Raw genomic sequence first — 19,115 nt, 5'->3', positions numbered from 1 at the left:
CGCAAGAAAGGACATGGCGATGAACCCTAGACTCCCCCTGCTCAGCCTGCTGCTCGCCAGCGGCGCCTTGTACGCCGCCGCCAGCCTGTGGCAAAACGGCCTGCCGGCCAACTACTGGCAATGGCGACACGAACTGGTGATGCTCAGCGGCGTGCAATTGATGGCCGTCATGAGCGCCGCCATGCTGCTGGCCGCGCGCCCGCGCCGGCTGGAACCGCTGCTGGGCGGCCTGGACCGCCTCTACGCGCTGCACAAGCAGCTGGGCATCGCCGCCGGCCTGCTGCTGGCGGCTCACTGGCTGATCAAGCTGTCGCCCAAGCTGATGCTGGCGCTGGACTGGGTCGCTCCCCGCGTCAGAAGCGGCGGCGGCGGCAAAGACCCGCTGGTCTCGCTGGCCAAGGACGTGGGCGAATGGGCGGCCTGGGCGGTGCTGGCCATGGTGATCCTGGCGCTGCTGCGCGCCGTGCCCTATCGCTTCTGGCGCAAGCTTCACAAGCTGTTCGCCCCGCTCTACCTGATGGGCGCCTTCCACGGCCTGATCCTGATGCCGGCCGAGATGTGGGCGCAGCCGGTGGGCTGGCTGCTGGCCGCGCTGATGCTGATCGGCTCCGGCTGCGCGCTCTACTCGCTGGCCGGCCGCATCGGCAAGCGACAACAATACCCCGGCCGGGTGTGCGGCATCGAAACGCTGCCGGCCGGACAGTTGGAAGTGATCTGCCAGATGGACGCCTGGCCCGGCCACCGCGCCGGACAATTCGCCCTGGTCAGCTTCGACGCCGCGGAAGGCGCCCACCCCTTCACCATCGCCAGCGCCGACCATGACGACGGCCGGCTGCGTTTCATCATCAAGGCGCTGGGCGATTACACCCGCCGCCTGCCAACCGAACTCCAGATCGGCCAGACCGTCACCGTGGAAGGCCCTTACGGCCGCTTCCAGCCGCGCGGCGGCGCGCGCCAAGCCTGGGTGGCCGGCGGCATCGGCGTCACCCCCTTCCTGGCCTGGCTGCAAAGCCGGGAACTGAAGGAGAAGCAGCTGGACGTGGATTTCTATTATTGCGTGCGCAGCCGCGGCGAAGCGGCGCGGCTGGAAGAAATGCGCCAGGCCTGCCATCAGCACGGCGTGCGGCTGCATCTGATCGAGAGCGAAGCCGGGGCACAGTTGAACGCCGGCATGCTGCCGGAAGTGGACGAGGTCTGGTTCTGCGGCCCGCAAGGCTTGGGCGAGGCGCTGCGGCGCGGCCTGAAACAACGCGGCGCGCAGGCGCCGGCTTTCCACCACGAGGCGTTCTCAATGCGCTGACGCAAGACGGGCGTTCCGACCTGCCGGAACGCCCGTCATACACTCAAGCAAGCCGCTGCAAGGCGGCTGGCGCATCGCTAGTCTAGAGTCTGTTCAAAGTCTCGCGAGCTAGAGCGAGACAAGGCGGAAACAACCGAAGAAGCGGAATGTACATACGGTACATCAGCATTCTGAGGTCTTTTCCAACGCCCTTTTCTATCCATCCCACCGCAGCGTAGCAGATCGTAAACAGGTTCTTAGAGTCGCTAACAAAACCGCGCAGCGTACCTGAGCCAAGGCGCGCCGACGCAGGCAGTACAAGTCGTACGACAAGGAGGCGCAACGCAGGATCAGGGGTTTTGTTAGCGGGTCTTAACGCGTGGCGTAGACGCTGCGCCTCCCCTGCTCATCAAAACTCAACACCTGATAAGGCTGCTTGCTCGGCCCCTCCATGCCCGGGCTGCCCATCGGCATGCCCGGCACCGCCAGGCCGACGATCTTGGGCTTGTCCTTCAGCACCTTCTTCACCAGATCCGCCGGCACATGGCCTTCGAACACATAGCCGCCGATCTCGGCGGTATGGCAGGAACGCAGATCCGCCGGCACCTTCAAGCGGGCCTTCAACGCTGACATATCCGCCTCGTTGCGGCTTTGCAGCGCCACGCCGTTCTGCTGCATATGCTCGGCCCAGGCGGTGCAGCAACCACAATACGGGTCCTTGTGCATCACGCCGCCGGCGGCGGCCACCACGGGGGACATCAAGGAAACGGCCAGCGCGGCGGCGGCCCAATACATGCGTTTATTCATGAGATGAAATCCAATGCTATTTGAATGAAAAAGCGAACCAGCCCGCAAAACCGCGGTTGGCGCAAAAAAAGGATCATTCAACAGATTGGGGAGGCCGCTCCGGCGGCGCGGGGATGAAACCGGACCACACTATTTCAGCCTTGGCCTGCAGCACCGGGCGGATCGCCTGCAAGGGCAGGCTGGGCGCCGCCGGCCATGGGGCGGCCGGCAACTGGCAGCAAGCGGCGGCCTGAGCGGCGCTGGCCGGCGGGGTATGGCAAGCCGCGCCGTCGTCGGCCATCCAGACGCAGGGCGCGCTGGCGTCCACGCGTCCGCCCATGCTCCAACCCGCCTGCGGCAAGAGCAGCAGACACGTTAGCAACAGTAGCAAGGGCAGACGAATAGGCATCGATTCAGGTAGGGCGCTGAGTCCGGAACAGGCTTGAGACTGGCGGATAGCGCCTTGGTTCCCAAGCCATTTCGCCATTTCTCCCACCCCGCGCAAAGTTTGAGCCAGGTCATATCCGCGCCAGATTTGTCGCGATCGAGTACAATCACGCCCTCAATCAATAACGATTCGCATTTGCGTTCGCATTAATTCGGTGGGATACTTATGGTCCCATTTGACATTCCTTGCGCAAACTAAACGCCAACGGCATGCACACAGCGCCGGCCTTGCCGGGACGCGGATCAAATGGGCTTCGTTCATGTGATGATTTCCAGGTATCCACGATAATGAAAACCTTTGACTCCGCCGCCCGTCACGGCGTGCGCCTTGCCCTGTTGTCCGCGGCGGTTTCCGCCCTCTACCTGCCCGCCGCCCACGCGGCGGAAGTCGAAGCCACGCTGCCCTCGGTCGTGGTCACCGCTTCCGGTTACGAGCAAAAAATCAAACAAGCCCCGGCCAGCATCTCGGTAATTACCCGCGAAGATCTGGAAAAGAAACCGTTCACCAATCTGACCGACGCCATTCGTGATCTGGAAGGCGTCAGCATCAATGGCGCAGACCCAACGGACAAAGATATCTCCATCCGCGGCATGCCCGGCGAATACACGCTGATTTTGGTGGATGGTCGCCGCCAAAATACCCGCGAGGCTCGCAGCCGCGGCACCGGCGGTTTCCAGCAATACCAGATCCCGCCGATGGAGGCGATTGAGCGCATCGAAGTGGTGCGCGGCCCGATGTCCTCGCTATACGGTTCCGACGCCATGGGCGGCGTGGTCAACATCATCACCCGCAAAGCCCCAAGGAATGGCATGGCTCGATGACGCTGGGCGGCACCATCACCGAACATTCGAACGAAGGCAATACCGGTCAGAGCAGCTTCTGGCTGGGCGGTCCGCTAATGAAAGACCTGCTGTCGCTGCAAGTCTACGGCGCGCTGAACAACCAAGCCGAAGATAGTATCTACTACTCTCCTGGTGATGTAGGCGGCAAGGATACTAATCACGTAGCTGATATTAATGCCAAGCTGACGTTCACGCCGAACCAAGACCACGACATTACTTTTGAAGCTGGTCATAATAAGCTTCGCAAGACCACAACACCCGGCAAATCTTTAGCAGGTGATAACAAGTACGACAAATTGGATACCCGCGACCACTGGAGCCTCAGCCACAATGGTAAATATAGCAATGTCCGTTCTAATCTCTCTCTTTATCAAGAGATAGAAAAGAGTCGTCAAGACATTAACAGTGTCAGCAACAATCAAAACATCAAGGTCACTAATACTACCTTGGATGGCCAACTTTCCTTCTTATTGGATCGCCATACCCTTAAGACGGGGGTCCAATTCGGTAATCAGGAGGCTAGTGGGCTGAGCAATACCGAAGCAATTCGTGGCTACAAAGGCGCTGCTAATCCCGACAAAGTCACAGTCAATACTTGGGCCTTATTTGCAGAAGACAGCTATGAGGCAACCGATAGCCTCACCATTACTGCGGGTGCGCGAGTCGATCACCATAGCACTTTCGGCACACACTTTACTCCGCGCTTGTACTTTGTTGACCACCTCAGCTCGCAATGGACACTAAAAGGCGGCGTAGGTAAAGGCTTCAAAGCACCAACCATTCGCCAAAGCAGCGCGAACTTCTGCATGCCGACGGGGTCTTCCTCCAAAAAACGCGGCACGCTATGCGGCAATCCAAACCTGAAGCCAGAGGAAAGCACTTCTTATGAAGTGGGCTTGTACTTTGATAATGAGAAAGGCTTGAGCGCAAACGCTACTTTGTTCAATAACGACTTTAAGAACAAAGTCGTCAGCTTCGATACTGGCGTCGTCAACCCCCTCGTTCCACCGGTTCAAGGCACTCCACAAACGGTCTATGTATATGACAATGTTGACTCGGTAAACATCCGTGGCCTAGAACTGTCCAGCAGTTGGACCTTCATGCCGAAATGGACGCTATCCGGTAATTACACCTACACCAAGTCCAAACGCGAAGGCGGCAAAGAAACCACTTTCGATGGTCACTCTCTCGATGGCAAACCGCTGGATAAAACACCGGAACACTCCGGCAATGTGAAACTGGCTTGGGCACCCATGGAAAAGCTGGGTCTGTACACGCGCATGAACTTCGAGGGCAAACAGTACTACACCGGCTTCCGCAACGGCGCCAACAACGTACGTACCCGAGGCGGTTCCAGCACCTGGGACTTTGGCGGCAGCTACAAGCTGAACAAGAGCTTTGACGTCAACTTCGCCGTGTACAACCTGGCCGACCGTACTGTCGCTGTCGACAACCGCGATCGCGACGGCGGTCTTGATGGCAACTGGATGGTCGACGAGGGCCGCCGCTATTGGCTGACCTTGACCGGCAAGTTCTAAGCCGCACCCTGACGGCCCGTCCCGGACGGGCCGGAAACACCGCACGGCAGTTGCCGAATCCGCCGGATTCGCCAACTGCCTGTTCCCGTTTTTACGATTGGAGAATTGATGATGTTGAGCAGCCGCGCCCAATTGACCACGCCCAATGCCGACAAGGTGCTGTACAAGCTGTGCAAGCACTACGCGCTGAAAGTCCCGGTGGAGTTCGACAGCCACCAGGCTCATGTGCACTTCCCCATCGGCGAATGCCGGATTCAGCGCCAGGACGACACCCTGGACATGATCTGTGCCGCCGACGCCGCCGACAAGCTGGCCAAGATCGAATTCATCATGGACGAGCACCTGGGCCTGATGGCCAAGACGCCGGACTTGAAACTGGATTGGGCCAAGACCGAGTAAGCCCCCAGCCCAGCCGCGTTTTCCGAGCGCGCCGGGCCTGCCCGGCGGCTCCCGTTTCTGTATGATGCTTGCCACCCGCTCCACGGCTAAAGCCCGTCCACCCGCCCTCTCCACCGCGGCGGGCTTTGGCAGCGGAGCCGTATCGCTCAAGGAATCACAATGAAAACACTGTTCTCCCGTCTGCTGCTGGCCGGCGCGCTGGCCGCGGCCACGCTGGCGGCCCAAGCCGCCACCGTCACCGACATCGCCGGCCGTAAAGTGGAAGTGCCGGCCAAGGTCAATCGCATCCTCCTGGGCGAAGGCCGGCTGTTCTACGCGCTGGCCCTGCTGGAAGGCAAGCAGCCCATCGCCCGCATCGCCGGCTGGCAGGGCGACTTCCGCCAGTTGGACCCGCAAACCTACGCCCAGTACAAGCAGCGCTTCCCGGCCATCGACCAGATTCCGCTGATCGGCAAGACCAGCGAAAACTCGGTCAGCGCCGAAAAAGTCTTGACGCTGCGCCCCGACATCGCCGTGTTCAGCATCTCCGGCCACGGCCCGGGCCTGAACAACCCCATCGTGCAGCAATTGCAAGCAGCCAAGGTGCCGGTGGTCTTCGTCGATTTCCGCAACGCGCCGCTGGAACACACCGTGCCCAGCCTGCGCATCATGGGCAAGGCGCTGCAGCGCGAGGCCGAGGCCGAGCGCTTCATCCGCTTCTACCAGGGCAAGATGGACGCCATCCGCAAAGTCGTCGCCGCCATCCCGGCGCAGCAAAAGCCCAAGGCCTTCCTGGACCTGCGCGCCGGCGCCTTCAGCAACGTCACCAGCGCCGGCCGCGGCAGCCTGGGCGAGCTGGTGGACGCTGCCGGCGGCGTCAATATCGCCGACAAGCTGATTCCCGGCGCGGTGGGCGAAGTGAATATGGAGCATGTGCTGGCCAGCAATCCGGATCTTTACATCGGCACCGGCACCGCGGACGCCGCCGACAAGACCGGCATCCAGTTCGGCGCCAACATCAGCGCGGCGCAGGCGCAGGCCTCGCTCAAGCGCACCGCCGCGCGCAGCCCGGTGGGCGCCTTGCGCGCGGTGCGCGAAGGCCGCACCTTCGGCGCCTGGCACCACTTCTACAACACGCCTTACCACATCGTGCTGCTGGAAGCCTTCGCCAAGGAACTGCAGCCGGCGCGCTTCGCCAAGCTGGACCCGGACGCCAGCTGGAAGCAGCTGCACCGCGACTTCCTGGCCATAGAGCCGCAAGGCACTTACTGGGTCAAGGGCGTTAAATGAGCGGCGAAACCCTAACGCTTTCCGCCGCCATGGTGGCGGCGGACTACCGCCGCACCCTGCTGCGCCGGCTGCTGCTGGTGGCCGTGCTGCTGAGCCTGCTCGCCGTCTCGCTGACGCTGGACGTCACCACCGGCGCCAGCGGCATGCCGCTGGCCGAGTTCTGGCAGACGCTGTGGCACCCGGCCGCCGCCGATCCGGCCACCGAGGTGATCGTCTGGCAGATCCGCCTGCCCTATGCGCTGATCGCCATCGCCGCCGGCCTGGCGCTGGGTCTGGCCGGCGCCGAAATGCAGACCGTGCTGCACAACCCGCTGGCGGACCCGTTCACCCTGGGCCTGCAGCCGGCGGCCGCCTTCGGCGCGGCGCTGGCCATCCTGCTGGATGTCAGCCTCCCCGGCATCCCCGGCCCGTGGATGCTGCCGGTCAACGCCTTCGTGTTCGCGCTCGGTTCCGCGCTGCTGCTGGACGTGGTGGCGCGCTGGAGCAATATGCCCACCAGCGGCGTGGTGCTGTTCGGCATCGCGCTGTTCTTCAGCTTCAACGCCCTGGTGTCCCTGCTGCAATTCGTCTCCACCGCGGACTCGCTGCAAGACTTGGTGTTCTGGCTGATGGGCAGCCTGTCGCGCGCGGACTGGCCCAAGATCGCTTTGCTGTTCGGCGCTTTCGCGCTGATCCTGCCCTGGTCGCTGAGCCAGTCCTGGCGGCTGACCGCGCTGCGCCTGGGTGAGGACCGCGCCGCCAGCTTCGGCATCAATGTGCGCCGGCTGCGGCTCAGCTCGCTGCTGCGCGCCAGCCTGCTCACCGCGCTGGCGGTGGCCTTCGTCGGCACCATAGGCTTCATCGGCCTGATCGCGCCGCATATCGCGCGCCGGCTGGTGGGCGAGGACCACCGCTTCTACCTGCCGGTGAGCGCGCTGACCGGCGCCGCCATCCTGTCCATGGCCTCGGTGGTGACCAAGAATCTGGTGCCCGGTGTCATCGTGCCGGTGGGCATCGTCACCTCGCTGGTGGGCATCCCCTTCTTCATCGCCATCGTGCTGCGCAACGGAGGCCGCCAATGAGCTCCGCTCTGTCCATCCATCAACTCTCGGTCAGCTACGGCAAGCGTCAGGTGATACGCGGGCTGGACGTGCCCTGTCTGCGGGCGGGCGACATCACGGCCTTGCTCGGCCCCAACGGCAGCGGCAAGTCCACCTTGCTGCGCGCCTTGGCCGGCCTGCAGCACAGCCGCGGCGACGTCCGCCTGGACCAGCGCGCGCTCAGCCGCCAGCGCGGCGAAGTGGCCTACCTGCCGCAAACCCTGCCGCCCAGCGTGCATCTGTCGGTGTTCGAATCGCTGATGGTGGCCGGCCAGGCCACCGCCGCCGGCCTGTCGCGCCGCCACGACGACCAACAGGTGTTCGCGCTGCTGCAATCGCTGGGCATCGAGCAACTGGCGCTGCGCTACCTGGACCAGTTGTCCGGCGGCCAACGCCAGCTGGTGGGCATCGCCCAGGCGCTGATCCGCGAACCGGCGGTGCTGCTGCTGGATGAGCCTCTGTCGGCGCTGGACCTCAACTACCAGTTCCACGTGATGGACCTGCTGCGCCGCGAAACCCGCCGCCGCGGCATGGTCACCGTCATCGTGCTGCACGACCTCAATGTGGCGCTGCGCCACTGCGACCGGGTGCTGATGCTGAAGGACGGCGCGCTGCAAGCCAACGGCGCGCCGGACGAGGTGATAGACAGCCAAAGCCTGCGCCGCGTCTACGGCGTCAGCGGCCGGGTGGAGCGCTGCTCCCAGGGCGTGCCGCATGTGCTGGTGGACGGGCTGCACAGCGGTTTGCGCTGAGAACCTGTTCAAAGTCTGCTGCGCTTCGTGAAACGTTGCACGGTGAGTACAAGCTCAAAATGCTCATGTACCACTTGTACATTCCGCTTTTTCGCTCGTTTTCGCCTTGTCTCGCTCTTGCTCGCGAGACTTTGAACAGGCACTGAGGACTGGTTTACGATCCGCGGGGTTTTCGCACCTGGCTTGCAAGACCGTAACACCGACACACGGCCGAGGTCGCACACCGCCTCGGCCGTTTTCATGACTAGCGCGCCTCAAGCCCTGCAAAACCCCAGCGCCGGATGGAAGCGCCAGCCATTGTCCGACTGCGGCAAGCTCAGCCCGCCAAAGCGCCGCGCGCAGGCGTCCAGCTCCATGCCCAGTTCCGCCGCCAGCTCGGCCAAGGCCGCCGGATAATCGCTGACGCCCCAGGGCCGGATATTCGGCTGCGCCAATGCCGCGTCCGGCACCCGCTGGTTCAGGCTGGCCTCCACCGGCGTGAAATGCGGCGGCTCCGGCCAGGGCCGGCTTTCCACCCGGTGCAGCGCGTAATCGTCCCCGTCCTCGGTGGGCAATAACAGCAAATCCACCTCCGGCTCCCCGCCGGCGCGGAAAGGCTGCTGCTGCGCCAACACTCCGCTGAGCAGCGCCTGCGGCTGCTGCCAACAGCTATACGCGCCCAAGGGCGCGATGGCCTGACCCTCGCGCCCCGGCCGGCTGCTGGCGGCTTTGGCCTGGCCGGCCGGCGACATCATCTGCGCCAGCCGCGCATGCTCCAGGTGCGACAAGCGCCGCTTCGGCTGCAAGGGCTCCGGCTGCACGATGCGCGGCCGCGCGTCCAGATGCCGGTACTCATCCTCCTCCAGCAGCTCGCTCAGCAGATGGCTGTCCAAGGCAAACGTCTCGCTCTCGAAGCCCGGCCAGCAGAAGGCCGGCTGTTTCCCTGGCGGCCTCCTTGGCTGTTCCACGCTGCGCAGATTGCGCTCGCCAATCAGCACATTCACCTTGTCCCAAGGCTCCGGACGGTGGCGGCGCAGCCGGCCGGCCAACTGGATCAGCGAACGCATCGACGAGGGCTCGACTATCGCCCAGTCGTAATCGTGGTCCCGACCCACCTCGGTTACCGGCGAGCCCAGCACGATGAACACATGCTCGCTCTCCGGCTCCGCGTCCAGCTCGCGGCGGATGGCCGGCAGCGTGAACACCGCCTGCGGATCGGAACGATTCAGCGCCTGGTCCAGCTGGCGCTCGATGGCGGAACGCAGCAGCAAGGGGTATTGCGAGTGGTAGACGCATAAATGCAGCTGCCAGTGCGCCGGCCACGGCAGCGCGTACAAGGCCAGCGCCACCTCGAACAAGGGCTGGATATTGGCCATGCGCACCAGGCCGAAGCTGACCGCCTGGCCGCTGATCGGGTCCCGCTGCTGATTGAGCCGGTGCAAACGCTCGATAGCCGGCTGCAACTGAGCGGCGAACTCCCGACGCAAGGCCGGCGCCTGCCCCTGGCCGAAGCTCAACGGCAGCAGCTCGGCATGGCGCCGCGCCGGCTGCGTGGCCAGCCAGTCGGCGCGCCGGCCGGCGAACTGGCGTTGCCGCCGGCGGAAAGCGTCGACATCGGCGCAGTCTTCCTGGGCCCGGTCCTGTTCATCCACCCAGGCGCAGCACACCGCCAGTGGCCGCCCCGGCTGGCCGCGATTGGCCTGGAACTGACGGCGGCCGGCCAGATAAGCCTCGAACAAGCCCTCGATCAGCGCCGGCGGCAAGGTGGCGGACGACAGCAGCAGCCGGCTGCCCAGCAAGCCGGCCCAATGCGCCAGCCGGGTCAGCGCCGGCAAATCCGCTAGGTCGAAATCGTCCGGCTCGTCCAGCACCAGGTCCCCGCTCATCAGCCGCAGCATGGGCGCGATCTGCCGCCCGCCGCGCTGGCTTTCCGTCGCCGGCGTCAGATGGTCTATGGTGCACACCAGCAGCGGCGCCTGCAGCAGCTTGGCCGTTTGCGGATCGCGCAGCGCGCGCGACAACAGCGGGTGCTCGCCGCCGGCCTCGTAACGCACCTCGCCGCCCTCGTCCCACAAAGCCTGGCGCGAGGCCGAGCCGCTGGCTTCCGCCTGCTGTTGATAGTGTTTGAACAACTGGGTGTTGGCGCTGCCGCCCACGCAGATGGCCAGATCGTCCTCGTTCAGGCGCAGCCGCTGGCGGAAGGCCTGACCGGTTTGCAGCGTCAGCGCGCGCAAGCCCAGCGCAAACGCGCAACGCAGGCCCAGCGCCGGGTCCGCCAAGGCGTACATGATCCGCGCATTGCCCAGCGTCTTGCCGCAGCCGGTGGACGCCATATTGACGATGAAAGCGCCCTGCTCCGCCGCCCGCGCGCGCATTCCCGCGGTCAGGTCCGCGGCGCGGTCCTGCCAGCGGAAGCGCCCATCGGCGCTGCGCTGCAGCAAGCGCTTGCGCCGCGACAGCCGCGGCAGCTCGCGCTCAAAACCGGGCAAGGCGCGGCATACCAAAGCGCTCTGCTCCGCCACGCCCAGCAAATGCTCGTCCAGCGGCTGATTGAAATCGCCGGACCGGCCATGAGTATTCGCCCACAGCGGATAGCCGGCCTGGCCGCGCTTGTGCCGCAGTTGGGCGTAATCCAGGCTGGAAAAATGGTGATCCGCCAGCATCAGGCTCAGCCGCGCCACATGCATCGCGTAAGGATTATCCAGCCAGCGCGTCTCGCCGCGCGCGGTCAGGCGCGCGGCCAGCTTGTCCGCCAGCCGCGCGGCGCGGCGGCTCCAGGCCGGCGTATTCACCGGCAGGCCCAGCGGGAAACGCCAGTACGGCGCCAGCTGCGCCGGTTCGGCCTCCGTCTCCCGCCATTCGTTCCAGCGCGCGTCGATATGGGCCGGAATATTCAACAGCATGCGGCTTTGAAAACCCTCCAGCTTGCCGCCCAAGCGGCATTGCCGCTCCTGCTTGAACTCCGGCATCAGCGGCAGCCGATGATGCGTCAGCACCAGCCAGCCCACCGCGGCGGCCAGCGGCGGCAGACGGGAAAACGGCGGTTCGCACGCCTCCCCCATGCCGTCCGCCTGCAAACGCGCCAGCCAGCTGGCATGGTCCTGCTCCGTCGGCTGCCGCAAGCGCGCCAGCCAGCCGGCGTCGTCGTCATCGCCGACAAAGGCCTGGAACAAGCGCAGCGACACCCACTCGTGGCGGTAGAGATTGCGCTCGTTCCGCTCGCCGCGCAGCCGTTGCTGAAACGCCTGGCTGGCCTTGCCCAGGTCGTGCAGCAAGGCCGCCAGGCCGGCCAGCAGCTGGATGTCCTCGCCGCTGTGCCAATCGTTCTCGTCCGCGCTGCGCAGCACATTGCGGCGGGTGCTGTGCGTGGGTGTGGCGCCGTCGGCATTGAAACGGCTGGCGTCGCCAACGATCCACAGCAGCTCGCTATGGTCCTGGCCGCGTATCCAGTGGCAGGCCACCGCGGTGTTCTTGCGCGCGCTCTGGCGCAGCAAGCGCCGCAGCGTGTCCAGCCCGGCCTGGGTGATCGGCGTTTGCCAGACGCGGTCGCCGCGGCGCTCGGCGAACTGGTCCAAAATCTGCCGGCTGCGCGTCAGCGCCTTCTTGTCGCATTGCGAAATCAGCAGGATATTCATGCCGCCCGCCCCCGCCGCTCGGCAATATCCTTCAAGGTGTCGATGATGAAGTCCAGCGCCTCGCCGCGGGTCAGCGCCTCGATGCAGGCCTGGCGGAAAGTCTGCTCATCGTCGCCGCGCATCGCGGACACAAAGGCCTGCGGCAGAATCAGCGCGTCCTTGACCAGGTCCGCCGCGTCGAACACCAGCCCGCCGCGCCGGGTCTTGCCGTGCAACACCGCCAGGCCGTGCGGCAAACCCAGCACCCAGGCCGCGGTGGCGCCCAGGCCGTAAGCCAGGTAATTGCCGTGATCCAGAAAGGCGTTGGCCGGGTCCGTGCCGGCGCCGCGCTTGGCGCGGCTGAAATCGCCATAACCGGTGGCCTGCGCCGCCAGGCGGAACAGCAACTTGGTCAGCCGCGCCTCCTCGGTCAGCAAATGCGCATGGTCCGGCGCCTGGGCAATCGCCTGGCGCGAAGCTTGCAAGGCCGCCTCCAGGCCGGCCTCCTCCACCACGAAACCGGCTTCGCGCAAGGCGCGGCTGCCCAGCCAATGCCTCTGCAAACAGCCCAGCCGCGCCAGCTGCACATCCTTGGCCGCAGCCAGCCGCTGCGCGTCGTCAAACCAGAAACGCACCCAGTACTGCAGATACTCGGTGGGCCGGTACTCGCTTTGCGGCGCAAACCACGCCGCCTCCTGCTCCAGCTCATTGGCGCTAAACAAGGGCGTGCCGCCCCCGCCGCAAAACCCCACCATCACCCCGGCCTTGGCCAGCTCCCGCATCGCCGCCTGCGTCACCGAGGTGCCGGTACCCAGCAGGATGCAACTAGTGTTGGCGATGGGGATATTCCAATACAGCGAAGCCTTGCCCGCGTCGGTGACGTATTCCACCCGCCCGCCATTGACCAGCACCCGGCAGTGCTGCAGGTAGTAAAGATTGGCGCGCTTGGAATGCAGAATGGTCTTGAGATCAGACGGGGAAAAATCGGACATGGCGAATCCTTCGGGATGGAACGCGACAGCGCATCTTGCCATGGGCATGAGCGCAGGGACAGCCAGCGCGGACTACCCTTTTTTTCTGTCCCCAGGGGCCGACATTTAAAAACAATGACTTAGCGATAAGCTGAAAATTTGGGTCAAAGCCGGAAGAATCGCTGCAAATGCCCACGCCATAAGGACTGTGGGCGGTGTAGACTCTAGTTCACTGCCGGATAGGCAGCTTAAGAAATCGGCAAAGTCGCTTCCACCTCGCCGGTTTCGTTCACTGCCGGATAGGCAGCTTAAGAAAGCTGAGGACGAGAAAATCGTCGTCGGCCACCTGTTCACTGCCGGATAGGCAGCTTAAGAAATAACACGTTTTATCGCCACGCCAGAGGCTTGGTTCACTGCCGGATAGGCAGCTTAAGAATGGTGCCAGGCTCACGAGTTACCCCCGCTGCCGTTCACTGCCGGATAGGCAGCTTAAGAATTCGACAACGGATCAGGGGCCCGCCGGATCAGGTTCACTGCCGGATAGGCAGCTTAAGAAATCGGTGGCAGCCGCAATCAGCTGCGTATTATGTTCACTGCCGGATAGGCAGCTTAAGAAACCACAGCCTTCAATAGGGCGGCGACGGCGTCCGTTCACTGCCGGATAGGCAGCTTAGAAAATCACGGCTACATGCAGGCGGGCGTGGATTTCTGTTCACTGCCGGATAGGCAGCTTAGAAAGCATCTCGGCGCAGTCGCTGGCGGAAATCCAGGTTCACTGCCGGATAGGCAGCTTAGAAACTATTGAAGGCTGTGGGGCAGCGGCTGCGCATGTTCACTGCCGGATAGGCAGCTTAGAAAAAGATGCGAACATGCTCAAGCTCGGCCTTGTCGTTCACTGCCGGATAGGCAGCTTAGAAAGTGTTCAGGCTGGCCGAAACAGTGGAGTACGAGTTCACTGCCGGATAGGCAGCTTAGAAATACTACAACAGCGCGAATCCGTCGCAACCGTGGTTCACTGCCGGATAGGCAGCTTAGAAATGGTTGATGGCATCCTTCACCGATCCGATGGCGTTCACTGCCGGATAGGCAGCTTAGAAATTCGGGTATGTGACCTGGAATCCCTTCTTCTGGTTCACTGCCGGATAGGCAGCTTAGAAAAGCACGGCAGCGACGAGGACGTGGTGGCGCTGGTTCACTGCCGGATAGGCAGCTTAGAAACACGGACAGCGTCAGCTCGCCCAGGCACTGCAGGTTCACTGCCGGATAGGCAGCTTAGAAATACACGCATCCGGTACAGGACGTGCAGTCGGAGTTCACTGCCGGATAGGCAGCTTAGAAAACCGAGCACCCTTACCTATCTGCAGACTCAATGTTCACCGCCGGATAGGCAGCTTAGAAATTCGGGCAGGTCGTGACCGGCTGGGAGCTCGACGTTTACTGCCGGAATAGGCAGCTTAGAAAATTCGGCGACGGTGAAACCGGGGCAGGTTTTGGTTCACTGCCGGATAGGCAGCTTAGAAATGATGGACCGGCTGTTCAACGCCTTGGACGGCGTTCACTGCCGGATAGGCAGCTTAGAAAAGAACGGCAGCCATGCGGGCTTCATCCTGTACGTTCACTGCCGGATAGGCAGCTTAGAAATGCGATGAAGCGGCGCCTTTGGATTCCTCCTCGTTCACTGCCGGATAGGCAGCTTAGAAAAGTTCGGCGTTGCCGAGTCGGCCGGCCACCAGGTTCACTGCCGGATAGGCAGCTTAGAAAAGTCACCGAGGAAATGCACCGCGCGGCGGTGAGTTCGAAAACGGAGACGGGGCAATTCCACTTGCCATACACAGCGATTGCCTGAAAACGAGCACAGCAAGAATCGGGTCGCCCGCAGGGGTACGCCGCCATAGACTTCGGACATCTCAATGATACGAAGGAGCGCGGCATGGCTTGGCAACTGGAAACCTTGGATCCGGTTTTCGTCGAACGGGCACGACACAAAGGGATTGATGCGCTCGGCCAGCCCGTGCGGCGGATGGCTGCCGCCGGCGGCGAACCGTTCCGCGATGCGCTGCGCCGCGCCATTCCGGGTGAGGAGCTGATTCTGGCGAGCTACAGCCCATTCCACCAAGTCGGTCCATACCGCGAGTATGGCCCGGTTTTCCTGGCGGCTGAATCACAACCGGAGCCTCTGCCCGAGCTGTCAGCGCTACTGCACCGCGTCGGCGAGAATGCCTACCTCGGCGACAGCGTGGCGCTGCGCGCTTACGACAAAGAACAGACCATGCAGGAAGCCGCACTGCTGCCAACGCATGAGGTGGAGGCGACTCTGACACGCTGGGAGGCACGGCCCGAGATCGCTTTCGCGATGCTGCGTTTCCCCGCCCATGGATGCTATGCGCTGCGACTGAACCGGCACGAATAAATGGAGCCCATGCGATGCGTGATCGGCCACCTGAAAATCAGTCCTTAGAACCTGTTTACGATCTGCTGCGCGTACACGGTAAACAGCCCTTCGAAATGCTCATGTACCGGATGTACACTCCGCTTTCTCAGCCGCAACGCCTTGTCTCACTCTTGCTCGCGAGATCGTAAACAGACTCTTACGGAACAAGCCGCGCTCAAAAAGCAAAAACGCCGCTCACCCAAGGTGAACGGCGTTTTTCCTCAAACCGGCGCGGCTCAAGTCAAACGCCGCGCCAACTCCTCACCTATCCTTCGCATCGGCTCCGGATCGCTCATGCCGAAGCGGTTAAAGTCCTGCTCCACTTTTTAGCTTACCGCAAAGACAAGGGTCGAATCTTCAGCCGCTATCTGTCCTCGTTCGTGAACCTTTGAACCACCTTTTAGAAAACATCCACCGCGTCGACGGATCACTACGCCACATTCACCGCCAGATCAGTGTCTTAGAAAACTCATCGAGCTTGCCGAACCCACTCTAGATAGCCCTCATCGCTTTTGCCCGCTGCACCTCGTTCCAGCAAAGATCTTGTTGCCAGCACTCGTAAGAACTAACTCACGCTCAAACATGACATTCGCTTATTGCATAATATAATGATTGGCATTAGAATATTTCATTGAATAATCATGTAACAAATTAAACAATCATTATAAAGAGTTCAACCCGTGATCCGATTCAATTTAATTAAAAAAACGATTGTCATTCTCATGTGCGCAATACTAGCAGCCTGCGGAGGAGGAGGTGGTGGAGGGGAAGGCTCTGGGGGAGGCGCTCCATCGACAACGCCAAGCGCGCATATCAATATAAATGCCCCGAAAGGAGTTTTTGCGGGTGAGCTATTAAGCTTTATTGGTGAAAGCAATCAGGGTCCTCATACTTACGAGTGGGATTTTGGCGATGGGGAAAAATCAACTGATGCAGCGCCTTCGCACTCCTACGCATCGGAAGGCAGCTATACGGTAACTCTGGCAATCACTAATCAAGCTGGGCTTAGGGCGCAGTCAAGCTCGAAGATCTCCATTCTTCCGGCAAAAGTCACCGCCACGATCACCGGATTAAGTACCAATGCGCTGACAATTGGGGATTCAATTGAATTGGAAGCAATAGGCACAGGTAGCCTTCCCATAAATTATGAGTGGGATTTTGGTGATGGCAGCATCATCCAAGGGAAAAAAGTAATTCATGCTTACTCTAAGGCTGGCAGCTATCAAATAACGCTAAAAGCTAAAGACAAGAATGGAAACACATCAACATCGCAAGCAAGCGTTAACGTTGCCACTTCCAAACCAACCGCGCAATTGGTCATTCAAAATACCGGCCAAATCACCTCAGGCCAAGCGGTAAGCCTTAAAGCCTATGGTAGCGGCTATAGAAGTGTGCGATTTTCATGGGAATTTGGAGACGGAGAAAAGGGCGATGGAGATTTTCAAACCCATACCTATAAAAAGGTAGGAACGTATCTCGCCAGAGTCACAGTAACCGATGAAGCCGGTGAGATAGCAACAGCCGCCACGACAATACAAGTTGTCTCTCCTCCCTCTCCAATCATTTACTCCATGAACCCCAGTAATTTATCCATCTTGGCGGGAGAGTTCATCCGGTTTGATATGATAGTGACAGGAGAGGGCAATCTTGACTATGCGTGGGATTTTGGAGATGGTTCGAGTTTGGTAAAAGAAAAAAGCCCAACCCATCACTTTCCCTCTTCCGGAACATTCACCGTCACCGCCTATGCCTACAGCAGCAATGGGCAACAAACCCAGGCAACCGCGACAATTTCAGTGGCGCGCTCAGGCATGCGTGTTCTAGCAGGCAGCATCTTTGGTCCAGGCAACCTAGATGGCAATGGCACGAATGCCCGATTTACTTCGCCAGGCAAAGTGTCAAGCAGTATCGATGGCTACTTGTTCTTAATTGACACTGTAACTACCGTTAATGATCTGGGAGGGCGAGTTGAACAAAAGTCTATAAGACGAATAGACAAAATGGGCAATGTCGTCACGATACTTTCCGGAGAGAACTTTGCCAGCGTCTCTGCGGGGGAAAATGGCGGCTTCTATTATTTAAATGGTGATTATATTCCAGGGGGAAGAGTAACCATCTATAAAGTATCCCCAGCAAATGTAAAGTCGGTCATTCTATCACCCGACAATGGGGATATTTATCAGATCTTGTCCAATGGCAATGGCAAGCTCTACGCCTTGCTTGATATAGGCCTATATGAATACACCGAGCGGAATGGCTGGAGCAAAATACCCACGACCAGTGCTTACCCTCGTGACTTGGAGCAAATAGATAGTCTAGGTCGACTCTATTTTGGTTCTTCCGACAGCTACTACCGGATTGACTCAAATCAAAAGCTAGAGTTATTAAGAAAGAAAAATACTTTCAGTGCAGGTATCGATAGCGATGGCAATATTTACGACGTTCACTACTACACTCATGACATCGAGAAAGTTACTCCTAGTGGGGAGTCATCTACCATCATTAGAGGGGAGGCTGACTTAAACCTTACTGATCCATTGGATGCGGATCCTCTTCTCACCATGGAGAGTGATGGCAGTGTCTATATTGTAAATAGCAAAAATGCGACCATTCAAAAAAGAGATCCGCAAGGGCACCTCAGTATCGTGGCAGGCGGCTATAGAATTGAAAACAGAATGCAAGACAGCTGTGGCGATGCGATATTAGCCAAGCCATTCATGCTATCTGCTGGGCTGGATGGTGAAAAGATATTTGTGGATCACAGCTTCATAAGATCCATTGAAAGCAATGGTTGCGTTAAAAGCCTGTACACCCCATCAGATTATGACAAAATAACCGGCTTGCTAAAGAGTCAATCTGGAGCGATTTACTTCACAACCACTAATAAAAATGGGGTATTCAAGCTTGTAAATGGCAAAGCTGAGGTTTTCTATCAAGATGTCTACCGGTATGGTGATGTACAGGGCTTAACGGAAGATGCCGCAGGAAATATTTACCTCATCGACACCACCGGCATTCACAAGCTAAGCGCCAGCGGTGCTAAAACCACTATCTTTAGTCAAAGATCCTTCCCTATTCCAGACAATGACATCATTGGAGCTGACATCGCCATATCTCCCGCTGGTGAGATTTTCATGGCCAGTAATGCGGTGTTCCGCCTTAACACCTCCACACAACAAATGGAGGCAATTGCCTCGCAAGCTCAATTCAAAAAAGCAAGAGGCATTGCGATAGATAAAGCGGGCAATATCTTTGTCGCGGATACCGGAAATGCGGTCATCCGAAAAATATCGCCGGATGGGAGTGTATCGATTGTCGCCGGGCAACTCGGCAAAAAGGGAACGCTTGCCGGAGCACTGCCAGCGACGCTAACCGCGCCAAGAGATGTCGCCATTGACCCTCGTAATGGCCATTTACTCGTCAGCGATACCGGAGCCATACTTGAAATTAGCATAGATTGATAGCACGCGTTCACCCAGCCTCCATTTCCGTACCTAATCAGTGGTGATTATTGATATTGTATTTTTCATCCACTATTAGATTAAGCATAGAAAAACGCCGCGCTTCACTCAGGAATGCGCGGCGTTGTTTTTTGCTCAACGAACCATTCTTAACACCCTTGGTGCCTTGAAGTCGCTCACAATTCAGTTTTACGGCAAAGGCAAGGCGTGCCGACCTAGGCAGTACTTGGGTACGGTAAGCCTCTGGCGGCTTGATCGCCGCTCCTA

The 19,115-nt window shown here is 60.4% G+C and carries 13 protein-coding genes and 1 CRISPR repeat array; of the genes, 9 read left to right on the top strand and 4 right to left on the bottom strand.

What is annotated here, in order from left to right; genetic code table 11:
• Positions 1–19: 19 nt before the first annotated feature.
• A complete protein-coding gene (locus HQN78_RS24045) occupies positions 20–1,300 on the top strand; it encodes a ferric reductase-like transmembrane domain-containing protein (RefSeq protein ID WP_235086862.1) in 1,281 nt (426 codons plus the stop codon).
• Positions 1,301–1,651: 351 nt separating this feature from the next.
• On the opposite strand, the gene HQN78_RS24040 is transcribed toward HQN78_RS24045, so the two are convergent.
• Positions 1,652–2,086, bottom strand: coding sequence for a DUF411 domain-containing protein (locus HQN78_RS24040; RefSeq protein ID WP_235086860.1), 435 nt, complete (start codon positions 2,084–2,086; stop codon positions 1,652–1,654).
• Positions 2,087–2,159: 73 nt separating this feature from the next.
• Entirely contained in the window at positions 2,160–2,474 is a 315-nt protein-coding gene (locus HQN78_RS24035; RefSeq protein ID WP_235086858.1) for a hypothetical protein, read from the bottom strand.
• A 326-nt stretch (positions 2,475–2,800) separates the two neighbouring features.
• Between HQN78_RS24035 and HQN78_RS24030 the strand changes: the two genes are divergently transcribed.
• The 6 genes from HQN78_RS24030 to HQN78_RS24005 all read left to right on the top strand — a co-directional run bounded on the left by HQN78_RS24030 (position 2,801) and on the right by HQN78_RS24005 (position 8,392).
• Positions 2,801–3,334, top strand: coding sequence for a TonB-dependent receptor plug domain-containing protein (locus HQN78_RS24030; protein ID WP_235086856.1), 534 nt, complete (start codon positions 2,801–2,803; stop codon positions 3,332–3,334).
• Positions 3,331–4,893: a TonB-dependent receptor domain-containing protein gene (locus HQN78_RS24025; protein ID WP_235086854.1), complete on the top strand. Its 1,563-nt coding sequence runs from the start codon at positions 3,331–3,333 to the stop codon at positions 4,891–4,893. The genes HQN78_RS24030 and HQN78_RS24025 overlap by 4 nt, the downstream gene beginning before the upstream one ends.
• A gap of 108 nt (positions 4,894–5,001) precedes the next feature.
• Entirely contained in the window at positions 5,002–5,292 is a 291-nt protein-coding gene (locus HQN78_RS24020; RefSeq protein ID WP_227104831.1) for a DUF2218 domain-containing protein, read from the top strand.
• Between the two features lie 159 nt (positions 5,293–5,451).
• Complete coding sequence (locus HQN78_RS24015; RefSeq protein WP_048408875.1) at positions 5,452–6,561, top strand: ABC transporter substrate-binding protein; 1,110 nt, start codon at positions 5,452–5,454, stop codon at positions 6,559–6,561.
• Entirely contained in the window at positions 6,558–7,622 is a 1,065-nt protein-coding gene (locus HQN78_RS24010) for an iron ABC transporter permease (RefSeq protein ID WP_107800468.1), read from the top strand. Before HQN78_RS24015 ends, HQN78_RS24010 begins: the two co-directional genes overlap by 4 nt.
• On the top strand, positions 7,619–8,392 hold the full coding sequence (locus HQN78_RS24005) for an ABC transporter ATP-binding protein (protein ID WP_235086851.1): 774 nt from the start codon (positions 7,619–7,621) through the stop codon (positions 8,390–8,392). The genes HQN78_RS24010 and HQN78_RS24005 overlap by 4 nt, the downstream gene beginning before the upstream one ends.
• A gap of 254 nt (positions 8,393–8,646) precedes the next feature.
• Here the strand turns inward: HQN78_RS24005 and cas3f are convergent, their stop codons facing one another.
• Positions 8,647–12,006, bottom strand: coding sequence for a type I-F CRISPR-associated helicase Cas3f (gene cas3f, locus HQN78_RS24000; protein WP_235086849.1), 3,360 nt, complete (start codon positions 12,004–12,006; stop codon positions 8,647–8,649).
• Positions 12,003–12,977: a type I-F CRISPR-associated endonuclease Cas1f gene (cas1f, locus tag HQN78_RS23995; protein ID WP_235086847.1), complete on the bottom strand. Its 975-nt coding sequence runs from the start codon at positions 12,975–12,977 to the stop codon at positions 12,003–12,005. Before cas1f ends, cas3f begins: the two co-directional genes overlap by 4 nt.
• A 206-nt stretch (positions 12,978–13,183) precedes the next feature.
• Positions 13,184–14,719: direct repeats of the CRISPR family, unit length 28 nt; unit sequence GTTCACTGCCGGATAGGCAGCTTAGAAA.
• Positions 14,720–14,886: 167 nt separating this feature from the next.
• Here cas1f and HQN78_RS23990 point away from each other — a divergent pair.
• Entirely contained in the window at positions 14,887–15,366 is a 480-nt protein-coding gene (locus HQN78_RS23990) for a DUF1203 domain-containing protein (protein WP_235086844.1), read from the top strand.
• 701 nt (positions 15,367–16,067) lie between these two features.
• On the top strand, positions 16,068–18,848 hold the full coding sequence (locus HQN78_RS23985) for a PKD domain-containing protein (protein WP_235086841.1): 2,781 nt from the start codon (positions 16,068–16,070) through the stop codon (positions 18,846–18,848).
• Positions 18,849–19,115: the final 267 nt, after the last annotated feature.

Origin of the sequence: Chromobacterium sp. Beijing, assembly GCF_021496765.1 — a bacterium.
Classification (GTDB): Bacteria; Pseudomonadota; Gammaproteobacteria; order Burkholderiales; family Chromobacteriaceae; genus Chromobacterium.
The sequence above is the reverse complement of the archived record's forward strand: the minus strand, read 5'-3'. Positions and strand labels throughout refer to the sequence as shown.